This is a genomic window from Pseudoalteromonas sp. bablab_jr011, assembly GCF_016464045.1.
Lineage (GTDB): Bacteria > Pseudomonadota > Gammaproteobacteria > Enterobacterales > Alteromonadaceae > Pseudoalteromonas > Pseudoalteromonas lipolytica.
Genome location: NZ_JACDWU010000223.1, coordinates 24,667 through 42,787 on the forward strand (window position 1 = coordinate 24,667; position 18,121 = coordinate 42,787).

Consider the following 18,121-nt stretch of genomic DNA (forward strand, 5'->3'; position numbering starts at 1 on the left):
AAGTGTTATCGTAGATTGGCAATTATCTCGCTAGTTTTTTATCTAAATAAGCACATGATTTAGTGAGTGCTTTTTGACAATAAACCAAATAGCGACGTGCCAGTGGGTAATAAAACGAAAAGCACAGTAATCCCACTATAAAAAATAGTAATGATGGGCCGGGCACAATGACAAATATCAACCCAAGTAGCATACTTAAAATACCTAAGCTTACTAATAAAATCTTTTTCATATCCCTTACTCATTTGATGCTTTAATAAACAGTATAAAAGTATTGAGACTTAAATCGATTAAAAGAGTGTTACAAACTGTAAAATCTTCAATTTAACTTAGCTATTAGCATGATATAATTTACGAAATGCCTTAATTTATCACCGTCATGATAGCAACAATAAGTCAACAACAAGTCGCTTCTGAGTTAGTCGCTAACTACCTAGAAACTATTGTAAAACAAGGTTTTTCGGGTGACACAGACGCAAGTTATTCTACGCGATTAAGCTTATCGACCGATAACAGTGTTTATCAGCAAGTACCGCAAGGAGTTATTTTTCCAAAAACGGCGAAAGATATTCAACTTGCAATGCAAATCGCCTCACGAGATCCATTTCTGTCACTGACTTTTGGTCCTCGCGGCGGTGGCACAGGGACAAATGGTCAGTCTCTTACTCCTGGTATCGTTGTTGATTTATCTCGCTACATGCGTGAAATATTAGAAATAAATGTTGAGGAAAACTGGGTAAGAGTGCAAACAGGTGTCATTAAAGATCAGCTTAATGACTTTTTACGCCCTTATGGATTTTTCTTCGCACCTGATTTATCAACCAGTAACCGAGCAACAATTGGTGGGATGATAAATACCGATGCATCAGGGCAGGGCTCGCTTGTCTACGGTAAAACCAGTGATCATGTTTTAGGTCTGACAACATACCTAATCGATGGAACTGAAATGTCTACCTCACCCATGCCTATCGAAAAAGCACAGTTAGTTGCTGAGCAAAACTCAACAGTCGGCAAGTTGTATAAAACGGTAATGGATATTGGACTCAATAATCGTGATGCAATTTTGCAAAAATTCCCACGATTAAATCGTTTTTTAACCGGTTATGACTTAGAACATATTTTTTCTGACGACTTACAAACTTTTGATATGAGTCGTTTAATTACGGGATCTGAAGGTTCTTTAGGTATAGTTACCGAAGCCAAACTTAATATTACCCCAATTGCTGAGTTTAAAACCTTAATCAATATTAAATACGATAGTTTTGATTCAGCATTGCGTCATTCACCTTTTTTGGTCGCCGCAAATGCAACGTCTGTTGAAACAGTCGACAGTAAAGTGCTTAACTTGGCACGGGAAGATATCATTTGGCATTCAGTATCGGACTTAATAACCGATGTTGATAATAAAGATATGCAAGGCCTCAACATGGTTGAGTTTAATGCCGTATCACCGGATGATATTAAAGAAAAAGTAGACACGCTATGTAGATTATTAGATGACTGCGTTAAAAACGAAACGCATGGTGTGATCGGTTACCAACTTACAAATGATAAAGCCGATATTCTAAAAATTTATGCCATGCGTAAAAAGTCTGTTGGTTTACTAGGCAATGTTAAAGGTAGTCAAAAGCCGCTCGCATTTGCAGAAGATACTGCCGTACCTCCAGAAAATTTGGCAGATTTTATTGTTGAGTTTCGTCAACTTCTTGATAGTCACCATCTTCAGTATGGTATGTTTGGCCACGTTGATGCGGGTGTTTTACATGTGCGTCCAGCCCTAGATATGTGTGATCCTGAGCAAGAAAAATTACTTCGCCATATTTCAGATGAAGTTGTAAAACTTACCGCTAAATATGGTGGTTTAATGTGGGGCGAGCACGGTAAAGGTTATCGTAGTGAGTATGGACCAGAATTCTTTGGTGAGCATTTATTTACTCAACTACGAAAAATTAAATCAGCTTTCGATCCAGACAATCGCATAAATCCCGGTAAAATATGTACACCGCTTGAAAGTAAAGACTCCCTCGTTTCTGTTGATGATCAAAAGCGAGCTTGGTTTGATAAAGAAATTTCTATTGACGTTAAAACAGAATTTAATAACGCCATGACTTGTAATGGTAATGGTCTTTGTTTTAACTATGATCAAAATTCTCCAATGTGCCCTTCGTACAAAGTAACGGGTGACAGACGCTACTCACCTAAAGGACGTGCAGGTTTAATGCGCGAATGGTTGCGTCTTCAAGAATCAGAAAATATTGATTTAATACATGTTGAAAAAGAACTCATCAATGGAGAAGTAATCACGTGGTGGGAACGTTTTCAGCATAGCCGAGATAAGAAAAAAGGCATTTATGATTTTTCGCATGAAGTGAAAGAGTCAATGGACGAATGTTTAGCATGCAAAGCATGTACAACAGCCTGTCCTATAAAAGTAGATGTGCCAACATTTAGATCGCAGTTTTTAAATTTCTATCACAGTTACTACGCGCGGCCATTAAAAGATTATTTAGTGGCAGGTATCGAACAAACGGCACCTGTCATGGCTAAATTTGCAAAGGTAGTGAATCCAATTGTAAATACAAAACTGGTTTCTAGTTTAATAAAAAATACAATTGGCTATGTTGATACACCAACGTTAAGTGTTCCTCAACTTTCGAAACGCGTAAACAAAAGTGACATGTTCAATTTTGAATTACTTAAATCACTTACCAGTGATGAACAAGCTGAGTATGTTCTTATTGTTCAAGATCCATTTACCAGTTTTTACGAGGCAGAATTGGTTGAGAGTTTTATAAAAGTAATAAAAGCGCTGGGTAAAAAACCAATGCTGTTACCCTTTAAACCAAATGGAAAAGCCCAGCACGTAAAAGGTTTTTTAAATGAATTTAAAATTACAGCAAAAAATGCGGCTGAGTTTTTAAATTCACTTTCTGAAATAAACTCTCCACTGGTTGGTCTCGATGCGTCACTTGTTATGTGTTACCGCGATGAGTATGTATCAATACTAAAAGAAACGCGTGGTGATTTTAAAGTTGAACTTGCTCATGAGTGGTTACAAACACAAAACTTTAAAAACGTATCACTGTCGGCAAAAAGTGCTGTGCCATTTAAATTATTAAGCCACTGCACTGAAACGACAGCGATGCCAAATGCCTCAAAAGTTTGGCAAAATATTTTCTCTGATTTAGGTTTATCTTTGAGTACAACAAGTACAGGTTGTTGTGGTATGGCTGGCACTTATGGTCATGAAAAACAAAATCAAGAAAACTCACGCGCATTGTACGAAATGAGTTGGAAACCACTTATTGAAAATAGTGAACCCGAAACTATTTTGGCTACTGGATTTTCTTGCCGTAGCCAAGTAAAGCGTTACGAAAAATATAAACCAAAACATCCACTGCAATTAATAGCAGAACTGTTATAAAAAAGGCGCTTTAAGCGTCTTTTTATTTATAGCTATTCGCAATAGGCTTGGTACTCATGCCATGAATAAAAACACTGAATAGAATTGTTGTTAACGTTACTGTCGCAATTTGTTCTTTGTTAGCAATTGTTGTATCCATAACCATTAGTGTAAATACAATTGACGCAAGACCTCTTGGTCCAAACCAGGCAAACGTCAATTTATCTTTTCTATTTAAGTCTGTGAAAAATAAAGAAAGTAATACAGGTATGATTCTAAATAAGGTCACGCTAAGTAATGCATAAAAAACAATAGGCCAAGTAATATCATTAATTATTAAATGTCCACAAACAAACCCAAACAAACACCAAATGAGTAATGCTATAAATTCTGCGATATGCTCCGAGTCTTTAACTAAAGTAAGACGAATTTTTCTTGGTGAAAAATAGTCAAACAATAACCCAGCGACAAATACGGCAATAAATCCACTACCATGAAAGTTTTGTGTTAACGAGAAGATCGCCATTACTAAACCAATCAATAAAAATGGACTGCTATTATTTGCAAAATAATGACGCGCCAAAGCGACCTTAAGGAGTGGAATAAATATCGCTGTTGCAACTGCGGCAACCAAAAACGCAACACCCAATTCTCTAATAAAAACAACGAGAGTATCTGTTGTTGTCACAGCACTATCTGGATTCTGAACTAGCAATAATAAAACTAAAAATATTGGCACACATAATCCATCATTTAACCCACTTTCAGTATTGATCCCTTCTCGAATTTTTTCAGGAACCGACGAGCATTCTAAAATACCTTTGCTTAACGCCGCGTCCGTCGGAGTTAAAATAATTGCAATAAGTGCAGATTGAAATAGTGATAGCTCAGAAAATATAAATAAACCACCGGCAACCCCTGCAAGTAATGTGAGTGGTAATGCTACAAATAAAAGCAGGCTAGGGTACTGAAAACTATGCTGCAATACACTTAACTTTGATTTAGCTGCATCGGTAAATAAAAAAATACTTAGCGTTAACTCAACTAAAGGTAAAATTTCATTGAGTCCATTTTCACCAAGCTTAAATTCACTGGGTAATAAGTAAGACATTGCAATCCCGACCAATACAAAGAACATTGGTCCGGTGATTTCGGTGCGCTCAAGTTGGCGGATTGTCATTGAGTAAAATAGCAACGCACAACCAACAATGGCCAATATGGTGTATTCCATTATACTTTCCTTTTCATCCCTGACTTTGCTCTTTCTTTAATATTAGTTTGAATATAAATTTGATCTGTTGTGGCTATTTTTGCATGACCAAGATCTTCAGATAAATGTTTTAAAGGGCGAGTTTGTGCATCGTGTGTTGCCCCCGTATGTCGAAGCCAATGTGCTGTGGCAGCTTCAAGTTGTTCTGCATCATCTTTAAAACCATCATCAAGTAATGATTTTTTCGCCAAGTCAAAACTTTGTTGAACTAAACGTCTAATTTGTCTAACCGTCATACCACCTTTTCCACGAATTTTGTGAACTAAAGGTTCGGCTTCATCAACTCGGGGCAGGGCGGGTAACCCACGGTATAATCGGTAACGTTTTAGGTAAGTAATAAAATCCTCACTTAATGTTACATCCCGTAATTTATTGCCTTTACCCATTATACGTAAAAACCAGAACCCATCATTATCTTGCCAAAAATGTGACATTACCGGTGACCATTGCGGCCGTTCCGACAATTCAGAAATCCGTAGATACAATCCTTTTAAGCATGCAAGCGTAAATAAGTTTCGCTCAAGATCAGGTTGTTCTTCACATAAATCACGCGTTACACCGAATACATATTCCCACTGAATATCACTTAATGTATCTGGAATTTTAATTTGAGATTGCACAACCAAATATGGGCTATTCTTTTTTACAACAGGTACAAAGTTAGCGAATGTTTTTTCTTCTAGAATGGCGAATTTATAAAATACATTTAATGCAGTAAACATTGCAGCTAACGTTTGTTGACTAGCAATATTTTCTCTTCCGATAAAAGGGCGCCAATTAGAATTTAATCGTCGAATACCTTGTTCATCTTTATATCGCCATTGAACTGAATTTGATAACCACGCTGATTCTGGCTCAACCATAAAATCAACATAAGCTTCAATATCTTCACGTTTTAGTTCAAAAACTGATTTTTCAGCTATGAGCCAAGACCATAAACAAAAACGTTCAAGTTCATTTCTAAATCGATTAAATGTCGCTTCGGATTTTCGACCATACACATAAAGAAACTGATACAAAAAAGCCAAGTCATTTTTTGATTCAGCAACAGTCAATCCAACCTGGTGTATAAATGTATCAAGTTCTGGATATTCTGTTGCTAGAGTATCATCTTCTAGGTGGGCAATTTGGTAACGAAGTTGTTTTATAGTATCGACTAGAGCAACGAGCATAATGTATAAATATCTTGTAAAATAACTAGTTATAAGAGTAACACAAAGTCCGATACTGTCTAGTATTGGACTTAAGATATCCTTAAATTAACGAGTATTTTAATTACTATCTTGCCATACAATTATTCAAGGAATATGTATGAAAAAGTTTATTGCAATCAGTTTAATCATATTATCAACCGTTTTGTCGGGTTGTGCTACTACCGGCAGTGCCTCTCCGAGTGAAAAACGGGCGCTAGTTCAGAGTATGAAAACAAACACTCTAAACACATTATATGCAGAAAAACCTGATGTGAAACAACAAATTGCTAACTCAGCTGGCTATGCTGTTTTCGATAATGCCAATGTAAATGTAGTTTTGGCAAGTTTTGGCGGTGGCTACGGTGTTGTTAAAAACAACCTAACAGGTAAATCAACTTACATGAACATGGGCGAAGCAGGTTTAGGCCTCGGTTTAGGTGTTAAAGATTTCAATGTTGTTATGGTTTTTCATAATCAGGCTGCTGTAAACCGTTTCATCGAGCATGGATGGGCGTTTGGTGGCAACGCAGATGCAGCCGCTAAATATGAAGATAAAGGTGGCGCTTTAGTTGCCGAAGCGATAGCCGATCAAGTTACCGTATATTCTTTAACCGAAAATGGCTTGGCGCTTCAAGCTGTTCTTAAAGGCACTAAATTTTGGGTAGATTCTGAGCTAAATCAGTAAATAAAAACCCTTCTATAAGTGGGCTAGTGAGTAACATAACGCCCACTTTTATTTATTGCACTATATTTAACATAACGTAATTTATGGGCTATCTACGATACCGCAAAGGCGGGACTGTATTAGTCATAACTGCTGCACTCGCAATTGTCATTGCTACCGCCACACATGCCGCAGTTATTTTCTTTTTTATTTCAGACCAACGATCTTTTAGCTCTTTATCCTTTGTTTTTTCGATAGATAAACTTATAAGAGCTTCTTTCCAATCAACTCCCATTTCTTCAGCCATAGCAATTACTTGGTTAGCAGTTAAAGAACGTTTTCCATTTTTAATACTAGAAATATTGCCTGAGTTTAGTTCTGGAAAATAGACAGCAAGATCATTATATCTATCAATATTCTTGAACGTTTTGTACTTTTCTAAAAATTCTGAGCTAAATGTCATGTTAAATCCTCCGCTAGACCTATTTTAGTTTTTATTGGCCTTTTTAACCAGTAATTCATTACTACAACTCAATTATGAGTAAAAAAACTTCATTTATTTTTATTTAATTTCTTCTCAGTAAATATCTAATCTAAACAATACCATACTTAACATTCTATCTAGGAAAACCATTCATTTTTCATTAATAAAAACCTAAGCCACATTCTTTCAGGCTTGACAGAATTATTTTGAAGGCACTAGAATCTTTCACCATTGACAGAATGACAATTCTTAACAAGGAATACTGATATGAGTTTCACTAAATTACATGAGCTAAACCAAACTTTATCTCAATATTTACTCGATACATTCTCAATCAATATTCCTGACCCTGCCTATTTAACGATTTATCTCGGCTTTTATTTGTTTTTAATTATTACAGCGCTTTTGGCTATTAACGCAATTACTAAGAGCACTTATTTAGATGCGTCTGGGAAATAAGCATATGACCGCACTATCATCTAACCAATACGCTCAAGTTTTCCCGCTAAATGCTGCAATGAATTTAACGGCAAATTTGCACCCTGCAAACACAGCAAAAGACGTTTTCGAGAACTTATCGAAGCCAATGAAAGAACGTTTTTTCGACTATCAAACGTGGCGAAATCGTATTTTTGAACGCCATTCTAACCTTGCTCACATGCTGAGTACGGGCTACTTTTTAGCTGAAAAATTCGGTAATTTAGCCGATGCAAACGCTCGTTTAAAGCGTGCAAATGAAGCGTTAAAACTTGGAAATGTGAAGTTTGGCCACATCAATTTATCGGTTTCAGATGATGAAATTTGCGATATTGCAGAACAAAAAGCGCGTTATTGTGAGCTTAAAATCGCTAAAAATGGTCATAACTTACATGTATTTGCACAATTAAAAGAATTAGCAAATTCATTTACGATTGATGCACCGGTACTGGTTTCACCTTACTGTTCAAACCTATCAGCAACATCATTAGTTGGTGCGCTTAACCGTTTTGCAGACCCTATTTGGTGGCGTAGAAAACTGCGCAAAATCCAAGCTGTTACCATCGAACAATTAGCGCGTGATTTAAGACTCGTACATAAAAAAGCAAGTGCGTATGTCTCACAACCAACTATTCAAAACCGCCGTGATAGAAAACGTAAATCAGAGCAAATTATGTCTGATTTGTTTGTTGTTCCAAATGAATCAAATCCGTTTGAAGAGTTTGAATCATTGCAATCAATTGTTGAACGCTCTCACACTTCGGGCAAACAACAAGCGGCCGAACTTATGGTTCGTATTCGTGGTTTCGAAGAACTGGCGGACATGCATGGCCATCGTGGGGAGTTTTATACAATCTCAGCACCTAGCCGTTTTCATTCAGTACACCATACAGGCATACCGAACAAAAAATACAACGGCTCAACACCTCAAGAAGCACAAGAATATTTTAACGATATTTGGAAACGTGCACGCGCCCTATTCGCTAAGCAAGATTTAAGACCTTATGGTTTTCGTGTTGTTGAACCACATCATGACGGCTGTCCACATTGGCACATGCTTTTATTCATGGAAAAAGGCGAGGCAATACAAGTACGTAAAATATTACGCAAGCTTGCCACACAAGATTCACCTGATGAATTTAAAACAACATCAACCCGCTTCAAAGCCATTGCCATTAACAAGAAAAAAGGCTCTGCGGCAGGTTATATCGCTAAATACATCACTAAAGCGGTAACAGGTGATTTCATTGATAAAGTCACTTGCTCACAAGCGGGTGACATGAAGGTACTCCCTGCTGATGCTGCCGAACGTGCATCAACATGGGCAAGCACATTTAACATTAGACGCTTTCAGCAAATAGGTGGTCCATCTGTCAGTTTATGGCGTGAACTTAGACGACTAGGCCAAGGCGAACAAGGCAAATGCGAGGTTGCAAACGCAATGAAAACCACACTAGATACAGTATCAAAATACGCCCTTGAAAAGGTTCGCCAAGCAGCTGACTCCTCTGACTGGAAAGCCTTTTGTTTAGCAATGGGCGGAGTTCAAGTTAAACGTAAAGATCAAACGTTAAGACTTCACTATCAAATCCCTGACATCGTTGACCAAATCACAGGGGAAATTAGCAGAAGCGAAACCAAATCGCCCTACTTTGCCACCAAATACGGCGACCAACCAGCCAACCGTATTTTAGGCGTTGCATGGGATGCCGTTGTTGTTATCACTCGCCGCGGTTCGTCACAGATTATGACTGAAACCGACATTAAGGCTCAGCGCAAAATCATGATTGGCGTTTCAGAGCAGATTCAAGGCTGGCATGACGATGGGCGTTTATTCGAGCCGACCAAAGAAGAAATGCAATTCTTAGAAGCCTGTGTTTTAGAGGACTATCAAAACATGTGCTTGTTCATGGATTACGAAGCACTGGCAGGCAACATTATGAGCGATGAAATCGCGAACTTGGACTTGTGTCATTAACTGTAACTTTTAATTTTAAGACCACTGATTAAGGAAATTTATTATGAATATTGAAGGCGCTATCACAGATTTAATCCCTGTTAACCGTACTGACGATAAAGGCGCTCCACTGCCTACAACCGCAGAGTTTAAGCTACACACTAAAAACCCTGCGCAAATTCTGTCTGTGAAAGTTTCAGCAGATCAATACGCAGACGGTACATACAAGCAATTAGAACACATGCAATCAGACCCTAATGGCTGGGGCTTAAAACCTGTCTTACTCAATATCGAGTATTACGAAGGGGCTAACGTTGCTCGCCAGATGGATTGGAAAGGCTTCCGTTTGCATAGCCTACCTGAAACAAAACAGGTTAAAAACTAACTATGGGCGAAAACAAATACATTGCTATTTGTCCCGTTGCGCCTGTAGAGAAACAGTGTCCAGTGGAATTGGAAGTTGTGGCAACACCCCTTCCCGTTCCGCTTGATTGGGACACCTTCAAAAGTGAAGTTGCTCCGTCAATCATCGTCGTTCTTCTCACCGCTTACGGTTGGAAGAAATTAAACAAAATGGTTTGGAATAGATAAGGAACTTAACCATGAAAAACATTTTAAAAAGTAAATTAGCTAAAGCTGGATTAGTCGTAACCTCTGTACTGGCTGCTGGTGCTGCTCATGCTGAAGCGGCTGCCGAAGTGACTGCTGCAACAACTAGCTTTCAAACTTTCTTTACCGATAACGCCAATTTAATTGGTGGCGTTATGCTGCTTTGTGCCTTTGTTGCTATTGGTTGGAAGTGGATTAAAGGTATGTCATTTAGCTAATGTTCATCACATTAGACACAGTGCTAATCGTCTCAGGACTTTTAGCACTTTATATCCTTTTCGATGATTAAAACTAAGGCGCAATGATGCGAATACTAATATTTATATTGGCGCTAATGAGCGCCTTTTTTACGTTTGATTTGTTAGCTAACACAACACTGCCTGATGATTACAAATCGCCAAAGTTTGACGTTCAATGGCATGCTAATGCACAAATGAAAACTCATACAGGCTCAGCTTCGGGAGATGGGGAATTAGAAGCAAAAAACTCAGCATGTAATATTGCTGCATCCGCTTACTTACCATCAATATATAATAAAAATACTGAAAGCTCTCGTACGTCTTATATATCTTCAAGTTGTGAATGCTCAATAACTTCTAATTCATGTAATGTTAGAGTGTCATTCTCACGTTCTACAAAATACTTCAATGGAAATGAATTAGTTTGGTCTGACCCTGAAACCATAAATTCATACAGTTCTGATAAAGCTCAAGCTTCTGCTGAACAAATAGAGTCATACTCATGCCCTCCAAATAACGCCCCTTTATATACCGACTCATTTCCTACACCAGATACAGAAGCTGGTTTTGTTTGCATACAACCAATAAAAGATTGTCCAGCAGGTTATCATTCTAGAGCGGTTTCACTGCAATTAGGTTCAAACGAATGTTTACCAAAACAATGCCCTCCTGCGGGTTCAGGTGAAAACCTATCATCAACTCCTATGACGGGTGGTGTTCCGTTTGATGGTGGTGGCATGTATTGCAATGATGGGTGCGCTTTTACCGTTAACGCTTCTCAAATATCTTCATCTAAATATGCGGTCGGCACCAGTCAAGGGGCTGCTTGTGGTGACAAGCCTTACGATAACAAAAAGCTTGCTGATGAGGGTGAAGAGGGTAATTGCACCACGGCCACAAATGGTGATGTAACATTACTATCTTGTCCCGATGCTAATCCAACGACACCTGAACCAGACCCTGACCCACACAATAACGATGATTCTAAAGTTAATGAGGATGATACACCTGAAAAGCCTAAAGAAACCTGCGCTGAAGGTGATACCAGCTGTAACTTAAAAAATGTCGAAACAGAAATTGAAAACAGCATTAATCGTCAAATCGATAACGACAACGAATTACACAATAAGAAAATAGATGCTGATACCAAAAATGCTAAAGCCTTTCTAAATGTAATGGACAGTATCGACACGGCCATTCTCCTACAAACTAGCCAAGATGAACGATTACACGCGGTAACTGTGGGTAAATTCAATGAGCTAATCGACGCGGTTAACGGCATCGAAACGGGTGGCGGTGGCGGCGGTGGTAATGGCACAGGTAACGGCAATATTGGCGGTCAAGATTGTGAAGGCACAATTGAAGAATGTGCGGGTATTGGCTCTGGTGATGGTGTTGAACTACCCCATGAAACTAAGAACCTAGAGCAGTACGCCCAAAAATATCAAAACTGGCTACCTGATGCAGAGTTACCACAAGAAAAATGTATCACCCTAACCACTGGTTACACTGCTTGTTTTAGTTTCCATTACATCATTTATTTTTTACAGGCTCTATCTGGTTTGATTGTGCTTAGTTCATTAATCCACAGTGCCGCTATTATTGTGAGGTCAGTCTAATGCCATTTTTAATTCAAGCATTTTTTGCAGCGCTTGCTACGTTACTCCCTAGCTTAGTTTCTAAAGTTCTTGTTGGCCTTGGTTTTGGTTATGTCACTTATGAACTTGGTTCGTTTGGTATCGATTATCTATTTAACCTGATAGTTGCTAACTCTTCGACATTACCAGTCGAGGTGCTTGCTGTATTTAACTACGCAAAATTAGATGAAGCCCTCGGTTTTATGATGGGTGCATACGCAGCTGCTTTAACTATTCGCGGATTAACGTCGGCTGGCTCGGTTACTAAGATGAAAATGGGAGCACCTAACGCATGATTTATTTACGAACAGGTGTGCCTGGTGCAGGCAAAACATTAAATACACTGAAAGAAATTTGTGAAGATTCCTCCGTTACACAAAAAGAAAAGTTTTATAACAATATCAAGTGCTTTTTGCTTGATTTGGATTTTTGCAATAGCTTTTCAGGGTGGTTTTATGGTGTGTTCTACCCTACTGTTCAGCAGACAAAAAAAGGGCACCGGTACTCTAAAATTATTAAACATGCCCATGAGCAAGATAAATTGGTTGAACTAGTTGATGTGCCTTGGCTTGCACCACAATTTAAGCTTTATGATGAACGGGCAGTTATAAATTTATTTGTAACGTGGTGTCGGAACTGCTACCCAAAGCAAAATTTAGTGGCTTTGGATACTTACATTGATGAATCAGAAGAACCAACAATTGAATCCATCAAGCTGCTTAATTACCACTGGACTAAAACGGATGACCCTACACAGTGGTATGATCTACCTAATGGTTCAATTAGCGTGTTTGATGAATGCCAAGACTATTTTCCACCTATGGCCAATAGCGCTAAGCGGCCTAAGCACTATACCCAGTTCCAAAAACATAGGCATTCAGGTGTCGATATTCACCTTGTTACACAACACTACACCTTTTTAGATAACGTTATCCAAAAGTGTACCAACTCCCATATTCACTATTTTAGACCAATGGGCGGCTCGGCTATTACACGCTTTCAACGTGATAAGCAGTTTAATACTGACTATAAGGGAGACTTAGATAAGTGCTCATCTAAAATGATGCGCAGGGATTCAAGCTTTTATGGTGTTTATTGGTCTGCTGATGAACATACCGCTAAATTTAAATTACCACCAAAAGCTTTTTTGTTTCTGCTCGCTATCCCTTTATTAATCTATGTTGTTTATACCTTGTTTGTTAACTTGGGTATTGTTGGTTCAGACGAACCTGTCACTGACAGCACGCCCGAATCGACAAACACTGATGTTAAACAGCAACCAGAACAACCCATTGCTAAACCCAAATTAGATTTAACGTATAAGCCGCAGAAGTTTGAGCACCCCTTAAATGAAATATGTGATGATTATGAATATGGTGGCTATGTGCTCAAGAAAAATCACGGTGTTGTCACTGTCGAACATTACATTAACTGCGTCACTGGTAAAAACGTTGAACGGCAAAGCACATCCATTATCGGTAATGATGAAAATCAAACCGAAAAATCAGAAATTATCGCAGAGCCAGAAGTTATAACACTCAGCTCAAACTACTTAGAGAAAATTGGTTACTCAATCTACCTAACCGAAGATTTACCAATCCTAAAGTTTTCTGACAGAAACATTTTCCTAAGACAGTTTTAACAAGCAACACAAAGGCAGAAAGGCGAGCTTCGAGCCTCTGCCTTGTGTGCTTAAAACAATGCGTTATTTCATTCACGTTAAAACAACCCACGTCCCCTGCTTCTTCGTTTCTCTGAGGATGGCGTAGCCATGTTATACATTCCAGAAAATCACCATTTCATCGAGAATCCATTTCCATTTTATAGGCTGTTTATTAGGGTCAGGTATCAATCCAGTGAGAAAGCCAATCGCACTCACAGCCCTAGTCTGTCTTTGAAAAAAGTTTATTGCCTTCTGATAAACCAAAAAAAGTTAAATGGAGTGCGCATTGTGATTTTAACAAAAAGGAGTAAATCACAATGAGCAACTTTAAATTGCAGTTTGTTACGCTATTCGGATATGACTACGCAAAAGGAGCTAAAGAACTCGGAGTAAGTGAACGTCAAGTAAGGAGGTATGTAAAAGCTAACAAAGCCAGTAAGCCAGTCGAAAAACTTATTTGGATAATGTATCGCGGCTACTTACCAGACACTGGCCCGTGGGCGGAATGTAGCATTTCATATCATAACAACGTGATGACTACGCCTTGGGGTAAAGTAAAGCCATCAGATGTACAATTTGTTTATCGATATAAATGGTCAGCAAAGGAGCATGAATCTATGTATAAAAAGCTAAAATCCGAAACAAGAGTTCAAGACAAATATTTATTTGATCTTCAGGATAAATTACTAGATATTGTAGGTGAAATATCAAGAAAGACAGGAAGTTAGTCTTTATTATTTTTTAAATTTATAGAAGGAAAATAAATAGCATGAATGAAGAGCAAGCAAATGAAATTATAAAACTTTTAGAAAATATCTCTTCGAAATTAAATCAGCTTGAGAGAGTTGAATCCCATTTGATGGGTTTAGAAAATGACGTTGAAGATATTAAAGAAATTTTAGATAAAACGTCTTAAAATTTTAACAAATAAGATTATCAGCAAGGGCGTGATATGAATTTTAATGACTTCAAACTATACCTCATCATCGTCTTTGCTGGTGCTACTCTTTGGTTTGCTAAAGAGGCCTATGAATACAATAAACTTAAAAATTATTTAAGTGATATCAAAAAACACCAAACAGTTGTTAAAGACTCCAAATCTTTAACATTTGAACAGCAATTAGAAGTTGCGATGGCACGTCAGAAAAAATTGCAAATTGAGTCCAACCAAATAAAAACTGATAAGTACATGCAAGAATTACATTCTAAATACACAAAAGAAGAATATGAAGAAAAGCTTATTGTTTGCAATTATTTCACTGAGCTATATAAAAAAAATCGAACAAAAGAGAACGAATCTAAGTATGTCAAAGCTTGTGACCCAATGTATCACTAAGCCAAACTGTCAACATTGACAGTTGATGTAACTACATAATAAAAAAGGGCTTTTCGCCCTTTCTTTATTGTTACGTACCGTAATTTATGGGATATAAATAATTGCTGTATCTTAATACACTAGCTTCTGCGAAATTTCAGATTTCTTTCTCAAATCCGAATATCACTTAAAATTATTGTATAACCTCCCTATCATAGTAAGCCATTTTAGTTAGGTGTGCGAAAGCTTTCGCTGACTATAAATACACTCATTTTTATGACAATACTAAAAGGAAGTCACGTGAGAAAATTATTGCTACTAATCATTATTGGATTGTTTGGTTGGGAATATTATGCAACAAATTATGGCGGCATTTCGCCAATAGACACATTACAAAGCGAAGTTATTGACCCCATTCGGACAAAGTATACTCGTAAACGTAACGGACCCTATTTAACAGATGAGAGCAAATTTGTCTGTGATGGCAGGCAATACTGTAGTGAGATGACCTCGCTTGAAGAAGCACTTTTTTTTATTAAAAACTGCCCTAATACAGACATGGATGGAGACTATGATGGTGATCCATGTGAAAACGACACGAGACTCCGCCCCTAAATATAAAATCTAAACATGGCGCACATGCTTAGTATTAAAAAATAAACTATCCCAATACACTCTGAATTCAAGATAATTTATTTAGAGTGTTCTTTTTTATTATAGTGAGTTCTCTTTTTTAGTCCCTTAAATAATTAAAAAGTATTTACCTTCAAAATACAAAAACAGAATTTTCCTAGTTATTTTTCACTGACTTAGCGCTAAATTGATCTAAGACAACAGTCATTTTATTGGTACTGGTTAACATCTTTTTTTATAAATAATGTTTAAACTTCAACTGATAAATTGATGAATTTTATTGATAGCTAACGACACACTTGGATGATTTCTACGTGATAAAAGCAAAAATAACTAACAACGAAGTGAAATTTTCTGAATCAGATATTCTCCTTTCGACAACCGATCTTAAAAGTCATATCACTTATGCGAATAAAGATTTCTGCAAAATCGCCGGTTTTGATTTAGATGAAATGAAAGGCAAGCCACACAATCTTGTTCGCCACCCTGATATGCCAAAACTTGCTTTTGCTGACCTGTGGAAACATTTACAAAATGGCCAATCTTGGATGGGACCGGTTAAAAATCGCTGTAAAAATGGTGATTATTATTGGGTTAATGCGTTTGCGACTCCTATCAGGGATGAAAATAATCGAACAATTGAATATCAGTCAGTACGTACTAAACCAAATGATGATGTTGTAGCACGTGCCAGCAGTGAATATAAAAAAATCAATGATGGACAAAAATCTCGCGCGTTATCAAAAAAGTATGATGTAACTTTATTTATTAGCATCCTTTTAGCCGCGTGTTTTGTTACGGCTTTAGCCTCTGTTTTGATCAATGGCTTTGAAATATTGAATACGGTATTACTCATCGTTTTAGCTACTATAAATAGTCTGATGTTCTTTTGGCGTAGGCGCTACACACAGCTAATTAGTAAAGCAAAAGACATATACAATAACCCTTTAATGGCTTACTTATACTCAGGAACAAATGATGACATTGGCTATTTGAATTTAGCATTTGAAATGCAACAAGCAAAACTTAAAGCGATTGTCGGGCGTGTTAATGACGTAACAATGGGAGTGAATAATAATGCAATACAGTGCGCTGAAACTGGACACCATGTTACTGAACTATTAAGTAAACAAGCTGACGAAGTGTCACAAATTGTTATTGCGACGGAGCAAATGTCAGCGTCGATAAATGACTTATCATCGAGTACAACAGACACAAGCCAAGCAGCCGAAACGGCGATGAAATCAACAGAGCAAGGGTCACAAGCTGTACAACAAACGATTAATTCAATAAACGAGCTGGACAAAAAACTTCACTCAGCCAGCGAGCAAGTTGTGAATTTAGTGGAGGGTAATAAGCATATTGTCTCCATTTTATCGGAAATAAATGCCATAGCAGAGCAAACGAATCTATTAGCATTAAACGCCGCGATTGAATCAGCACGTGCTGGTGAACAAGGTAGAGGTTTTGCTGTCGTTGCGGGTGAAGTACGCGCCCTCGCCTCACGGACTCAGCAATCAACCGAAGAAATTAATACTGTTTTAAATCGTCTCACTGGGGCATCTAAAGAAGCACAAAATGCGATGTCTGATGGCCTCAAGTTGTCTTCAGAAAGCGTGAGTTTAGCCCATAAAAGCGGCGAAAGTTTACAACATATCAACGCACAATCGGTTAAGTTAAGCGAACTTAATAGTATTATTTCACAAGCAATTAGTGACCAATTAGCAGCCAGTCAAGCAATTGCTGCCAATATATCAGCAGCGCAAGATTTTGCGCATGAATGTACTTCGCTTGGTCATTCTGCCCAGCAATTGTGCGAAGGATTATTATCGAAAGTAACGGAGCAAACCGCACTCATTAATCAATTTAAGTAATTATGTTTATTTTAAAATCGTTATTATTACATAGCAGATGAAATGTTTCTGCTAATCGTTCGGTTTCGCTAAGAACATGTTGCCAATACTTTATACGCGTGTCGGCATCAAGTACTGTGAAGTCTGTTCTGTCTGGTATTTTATTGTAGGGTAATGACGCTATAAACTTTGCTGAAGGTGTAACCATCACCACATTATCGTAATTACGCGGTGTGATCCCCCTGCTTAGGTTTTTATCAAACCACCCTGCTTTTGGCTTATTATTAAAGTGCGGATAAAGTATTAACCCTTCATTGTGAATTGTTAAATCAAAATGGTAATCAATAATACCGCCATCTCGGTACATACCTAGCGGTGTGCCTGGTATATTTTTAATGCCTTGCATTACTAACGGAATTGAGCCTGATGCAAGTAAAGCATCGGCTAGATTAGCTTCTGTAAGCTCAACTGTTTGAGTATTAAAGGTATTATTGTCACTAAAGGACAGATTACTATTCGCAGGTTGAAACACGAAACGTTCATATTGTTTGCTCAACAACCGTCTATTTACTCTGTTAAATAGGCAGGGTGAGAGCATACTTTGTTAACAAGTATTAACCAAAGATAAGCTCAGCCCTGAATTCATCGTCAAAACTAGCCCTAACACACTTACTGCGTATCGAGTCTTTACGGCCTTTGTGCTGTTTTACCAGGTTGCGAACAA

At 37.8% G+C, this 18,121-nt stretch carries 18 protein-coding genes and 2 pseudogenes; 15 read left to right on the top strand and 5 right to left on the bottom strand.

The window, feature by feature from the left end; all coding sequences use genetic code 11:
- Positions 1-22: 22 nt before the first annotated feature.
- On the bottom strand, positions 23-232 hold the full coding sequence (locus JIG41_RS13155) for a PGPGW domain-containing protein (protein ID WP_036972636.1): 210 nt from the start codon (positions 230-232) through the stop codon (positions 23-25).
- A 147-nt stretch (positions 233-379) separates the two neighbouring features.
- Here JIG41_RS13155 and JIG41_RS13160 point away from each other — a divergent pair, with 147 nt between their 5' ends.
- On the top strand, positions 380-3,424 hold the full coding sequence (locus JIG41_RS13160; RefSeq protein WP_074988392.1) for an FAD-binding and (Fe-S)-binding domain-containing protein: 3,045 nt from the start codon (positions 380-382) through the stop codon (positions 3,422-3,424).
- 22 nt (positions 3,425-3,446) lie between these two features.
- Here the strand turns inward: JIG41_RS13160 and JIG41_RS13165 are convergent, their stop codons facing one another.
- Together JIG41_RS13165 and JIG41_RS13170 are read right to left on the bottom strand one after the other, a co-directional pair.
- A complete protein-coding gene (locus JIG41_RS13165) occupies positions 3,447-4,634 on the bottom strand; it encodes a sodium:proton antiporter (RefSeq protein WP_074988390.1) in 1,188 nt (395 codons plus the stop codon).
- The gene (locus tag JIG41_RS13170; RefSeq protein ID WP_036972641.1) at positions 4,634-5,845 is read right to left on the bottom strand and encodes a tyrosine-type recombinase/integrase; all 1,212 of its coding nucleotides are present in this window, start codon (positions 5,843-5,845) and stop codon (positions 4,634-4,636) included. The genes JIG41_RS13165 and JIG41_RS13170 overlap by 1 nt, the downstream gene beginning before the upstream one ends.
- Positions 5,846-5,984: 139 nt before the next feature.
- Here JIG41_RS13170 and JIG41_RS13175 point away from each other — a divergent pair, with 139 nt between their 5' ends.
- A complete protein-coding gene (locus JIG41_RS13175; protein WP_036972643.1) occupies positions 5,985-6,551 on the top strand; it encodes a YSC84-related protein in 567 nt (188 codons plus the stop codon).
- Positions 6,552-6,639: 88 nt separating this feature from the next.
- Here the strand turns inward: JIG41_RS13175 and JIG41_RS13180 are convergent, their stop codons facing one another.
- A complete protein-coding gene (locus JIG41_RS13180) occupies positions 6,640-6,993 on the bottom strand; it encodes a hypothetical protein (RefSeq protein ID WP_062567877.1) in 354 nt (117 codons plus the stop codon).
- Positions 6,994-7,281: 288 nt separating this feature from the next.
- Here JIG41_RS13180 and JIG41_RS13185 point away from each other — a divergent pair, with 288 nt between their 5' ends.
- From JIG41_RS13185 to JIG41_RS13245, 13 genes and pseudogenes are all read left to right on the top strand, one after another.
- Positions 7,282-7,473: a hypothetical protein gene (locus tag JIG41_RS13185; RefSeq protein ID WP_199524895.1), complete on the top strand. Its 192-nt coding sequence runs from the start codon at positions 7,282-7,284 to the stop codon at positions 7,471-7,473.
- A 4-nt stretch (positions 7,474-7,477) separates the two neighbouring features.
- Positions 7,478-9,469 (top strand): replication endonuclease, encoded by a 1,992-nt coding sequence (locus JIG41_RS13190; RefSeq protein WP_199524896.1) that lies wholly within the window; start codon positions 7,478-7,480, stop codon positions 9,467-9,469.
- 43 nt (positions 9,470-9,512) lie between these two features.
- Complete coding sequence (locus JIG41_RS13195) at positions 9,513-9,833, top strand: hypothetical protein (protein ID WP_206770776.1); 321 nt, start codon at positions 9,513-9,515, stop codon at positions 9,831-9,833.
- Positions 9,834-9,835: 2 nt separating this feature from the next.
- The gene (locus JIG41_RS13200) at positions 9,836-10,039 is read left to right on the top strand and encodes a hypothetical protein (RefSeq protein ID WP_062567881.1); all 204 of its coding nucleotides are present in this window, start codon (positions 9,836-9,838) and stop codon (positions 10,037-10,039) included.
- A gap of 11 nt (positions 10,040-10,050) precedes the next feature.
- Positions 10,051-10,275, top strand: a complete 225-nt coding sequence (locus JIG41_RS13205; protein ID WP_199524897.1) for a hypothetical protein — start codon at positions 10,051-10,053, stop codon at positions 10,273-10,275.
- 83 nt (positions 10,276-10,358) lie between these two features.
- Positions 10,359-11,915 (top strand): hypothetical protein, encoded by a 1,557-nt coding sequence (locus JIG41_RS13210; RefSeq protein WP_199524898.1) that lies wholly within the window; start codon positions 10,359-10,361, stop codon positions 11,913-11,915.
- Positions 11,915-12,229 (top strand): DUF2523 family protein, encoded by a 315-nt coding sequence (locus tag JIG41_RS13215; protein ID WP_062567884.1) that lies wholly within the window; start codon positions 11,915-11,917, stop codon positions 12,227-12,229. Before JIG41_RS13210 ends, JIG41_RS13215 begins: the two co-directional genes overlap by 1 nt.
- Positions 12,226-13,575: a zonular occludens toxin domain-containing protein gene (locus tag JIG41_RS13220; RefSeq protein WP_199524899.1), complete on the top strand. Its 1,350-nt coding sequence runs from the start codon at positions 12,226-12,228 to the stop codon at positions 13,573-13,575. Before JIG41_RS13215 ends, JIG41_RS13220 begins: the two co-directional genes overlap by 4 nt.
- A 338-nt stretch (positions 13,576-13,913) precedes the next feature.
- A complete protein-coding gene (locus JIG41_RS13225) occupies positions 13,914-14,324 on the top strand; it encodes a hypothetical protein (RefSeq protein WP_199524900.1) in 411 nt (136 codons plus the stop codon).
- 41 nt (positions 14,325-14,365) lie between these two features.
- Entirely contained in the window at positions 14,366-14,512 is a 147-nt protein-coding gene (locus JIG41_RS13230) for a hypothetical protein (RefSeq protein ID WP_199524901.1), read from the top strand.
- Between the two features lie 36 nt (positions 14,513-14,548).
- The gene (locus JIG41_RS13235; protein ID WP_199524902.1) at positions 14,549-14,932 is read left to right on the top strand and encodes a hypothetical protein; all 384 of its coding nucleotides are present in this window, start codon (positions 14,549-14,551) and stop codon (positions 14,930-14,932) included.
- 450 nt (positions 14,933-15,382) lie between these two features.
- A pseudogene (locus tag JIG41_RS23295) lies at positions 15,383-15,526 on the top strand (excalibur calcium-binding domain-containing protein); the annotation flags it as partial.
- Between the two features lie 332 nt (positions 15,527-15,858).
- On the top strand, positions 15,859-17,418 hold the full coding sequence (locus JIG41_RS13245; RefSeq protein WP_162898070.1) for a PAS domain-containing methyl-accepting chemotaxis protein: 1,560 nt from the start codon (positions 15,859-15,861) through the stop codon (positions 17,416-17,418).
- Here JIG41_RS13245 and JIG41_RS13250 read toward each other — a convergent pair.
- Positions 17,411-17,980 (bottom strand): annotated as a pseudogene (locus tag JIG41_RS13250) (patatin-like phospholipase family protein); the annotation flags it as partial. The gene JIG41_RS13245 and the pseudogene JIG41_RS13250 sit on opposite strands and share 8 nt — an antisense overlap.
- Positions 17,981-18,121: the final 141 nt, after the last annotated feature.

Excerpts from the sequence above, each read along its gene's own strand:
- JIG41_RS13155 (WP_036972636.1), bottom strand. The coding sequence starts at position 232 with ATGAAAAAGATTTTATTAGTAAGCTTAGGTATTTTAAGTATGCTACTT.
- JIG41_RS13205 (WP_199524897.1), top strand. The coding sequence starts at position 10,051 with ATGAAAAACATTTTAAAAAGTAAATTAGCTAAAGCTGGATTAGTCGTA.
- JIG41_RS13200 (WP_062567881.1), top strand. The coding sequence starts at position 9,836 with ATGGGCGAAAACAAATACATTGCTATTTGTCCCGTTGCGCCTGTAGAG.
- JIG41_RS13165 (WP_074988390.1), bottom strand. The coding sequence starts at position 4,634 with ATGGAATACACCATATTGGCCATTGTTGGTTGTGCGTTGCTATTTTAC.
- JIG41_RS13175 (WP_036972643.1), top strand. The coding sequence starts at position 5,985 with ATGAAAAAGTTTATTGCAATCAGTTTAATCATATTATCAACCGTTTTG.
- JIG41_RS13230 (WP_199524901.1), top strand. The coding sequence starts at position 14,366 with ATGAATGAAGAGCAAGCAAATGAAATTATAAAACTTTTAGAAAATATC.
- JIG41_RS13190 (WP_199524896.1), top strand. The coding sequence starts at position 7,478 with ATGACCGCACTATCATCTAACCAATACGCTCAAGTTTTCCCGCTAAAT.
- JIG41_RS13180 (WP_062567877.1), bottom strand. The coding sequence starts at position 6,993 with ATGACATTTAGCTCAGAATTTTTAGAAAAGTACAAAACGTTCAAGAAT.
- JIG41_RS13220 (WP_199524899.1), top strand. The coding sequence starts at position 12,226 with ATGATTTATTTACGAACAGGTGTGCCTGGTGCAGGCAAAACATTAAAT.
- JIG41_RS13195 (WP_206770776.1), top strand. The coding sequence starts at position 9,513 with ATGAATATTGAAGGCGCTATCACAGATTTAATCCCTGTTAACCGTACT.
- JIG41_RS13160 (WP_074988392.1), top strand. The coding sequence starts at position 380 with ATGATAGCAACAATAAGTCAACAACAAGTCGCTTCTGAGTTAGTCGCT.
- JIG41_RS13225 (WP_199524900.1), top strand. The coding sequence starts at position 13,914 with ATGAGCAACTTTAAATTGCAGTTTGTTACGCTATTCGGATATGACTAC.
- JIG41_RS13185 (WP_199524895.1), top strand. The coding sequence starts at position 7,282 with ATGAGTTTCACTAAATTACATGAGCTAAACCAAACTTTATCTCAATAT.
- JIG41_RS13210 (WP_199524898.1), top strand. The coding sequence starts at position 10,359 with ATGATGCGAATACTAATATTTATATTGGCGCTAATGAGCGCCTTTTTT.
- JIG41_RS13170 (WP_036972641.1), bottom strand. The coding sequence starts at position 5,845 with ATGCTCGTTGCTCTAGTCGATACTATAAAACAACTTCGTTACCAAATT.
- JIG41_RS13235 (WP_199524902.1), top strand. The coding sequence starts at position 14,549 with ATGAATTTTAATGACTTCAAACTATACCTCATCATCGTCTTTGCTGGT.
- JIG41_RS13215 (WP_062567884.1), top strand. The coding sequence starts at position 11,915 with ATGCCATTTTTAATTCAAGCATTTTTTGCAGCGCTTGCTACGTTACTC.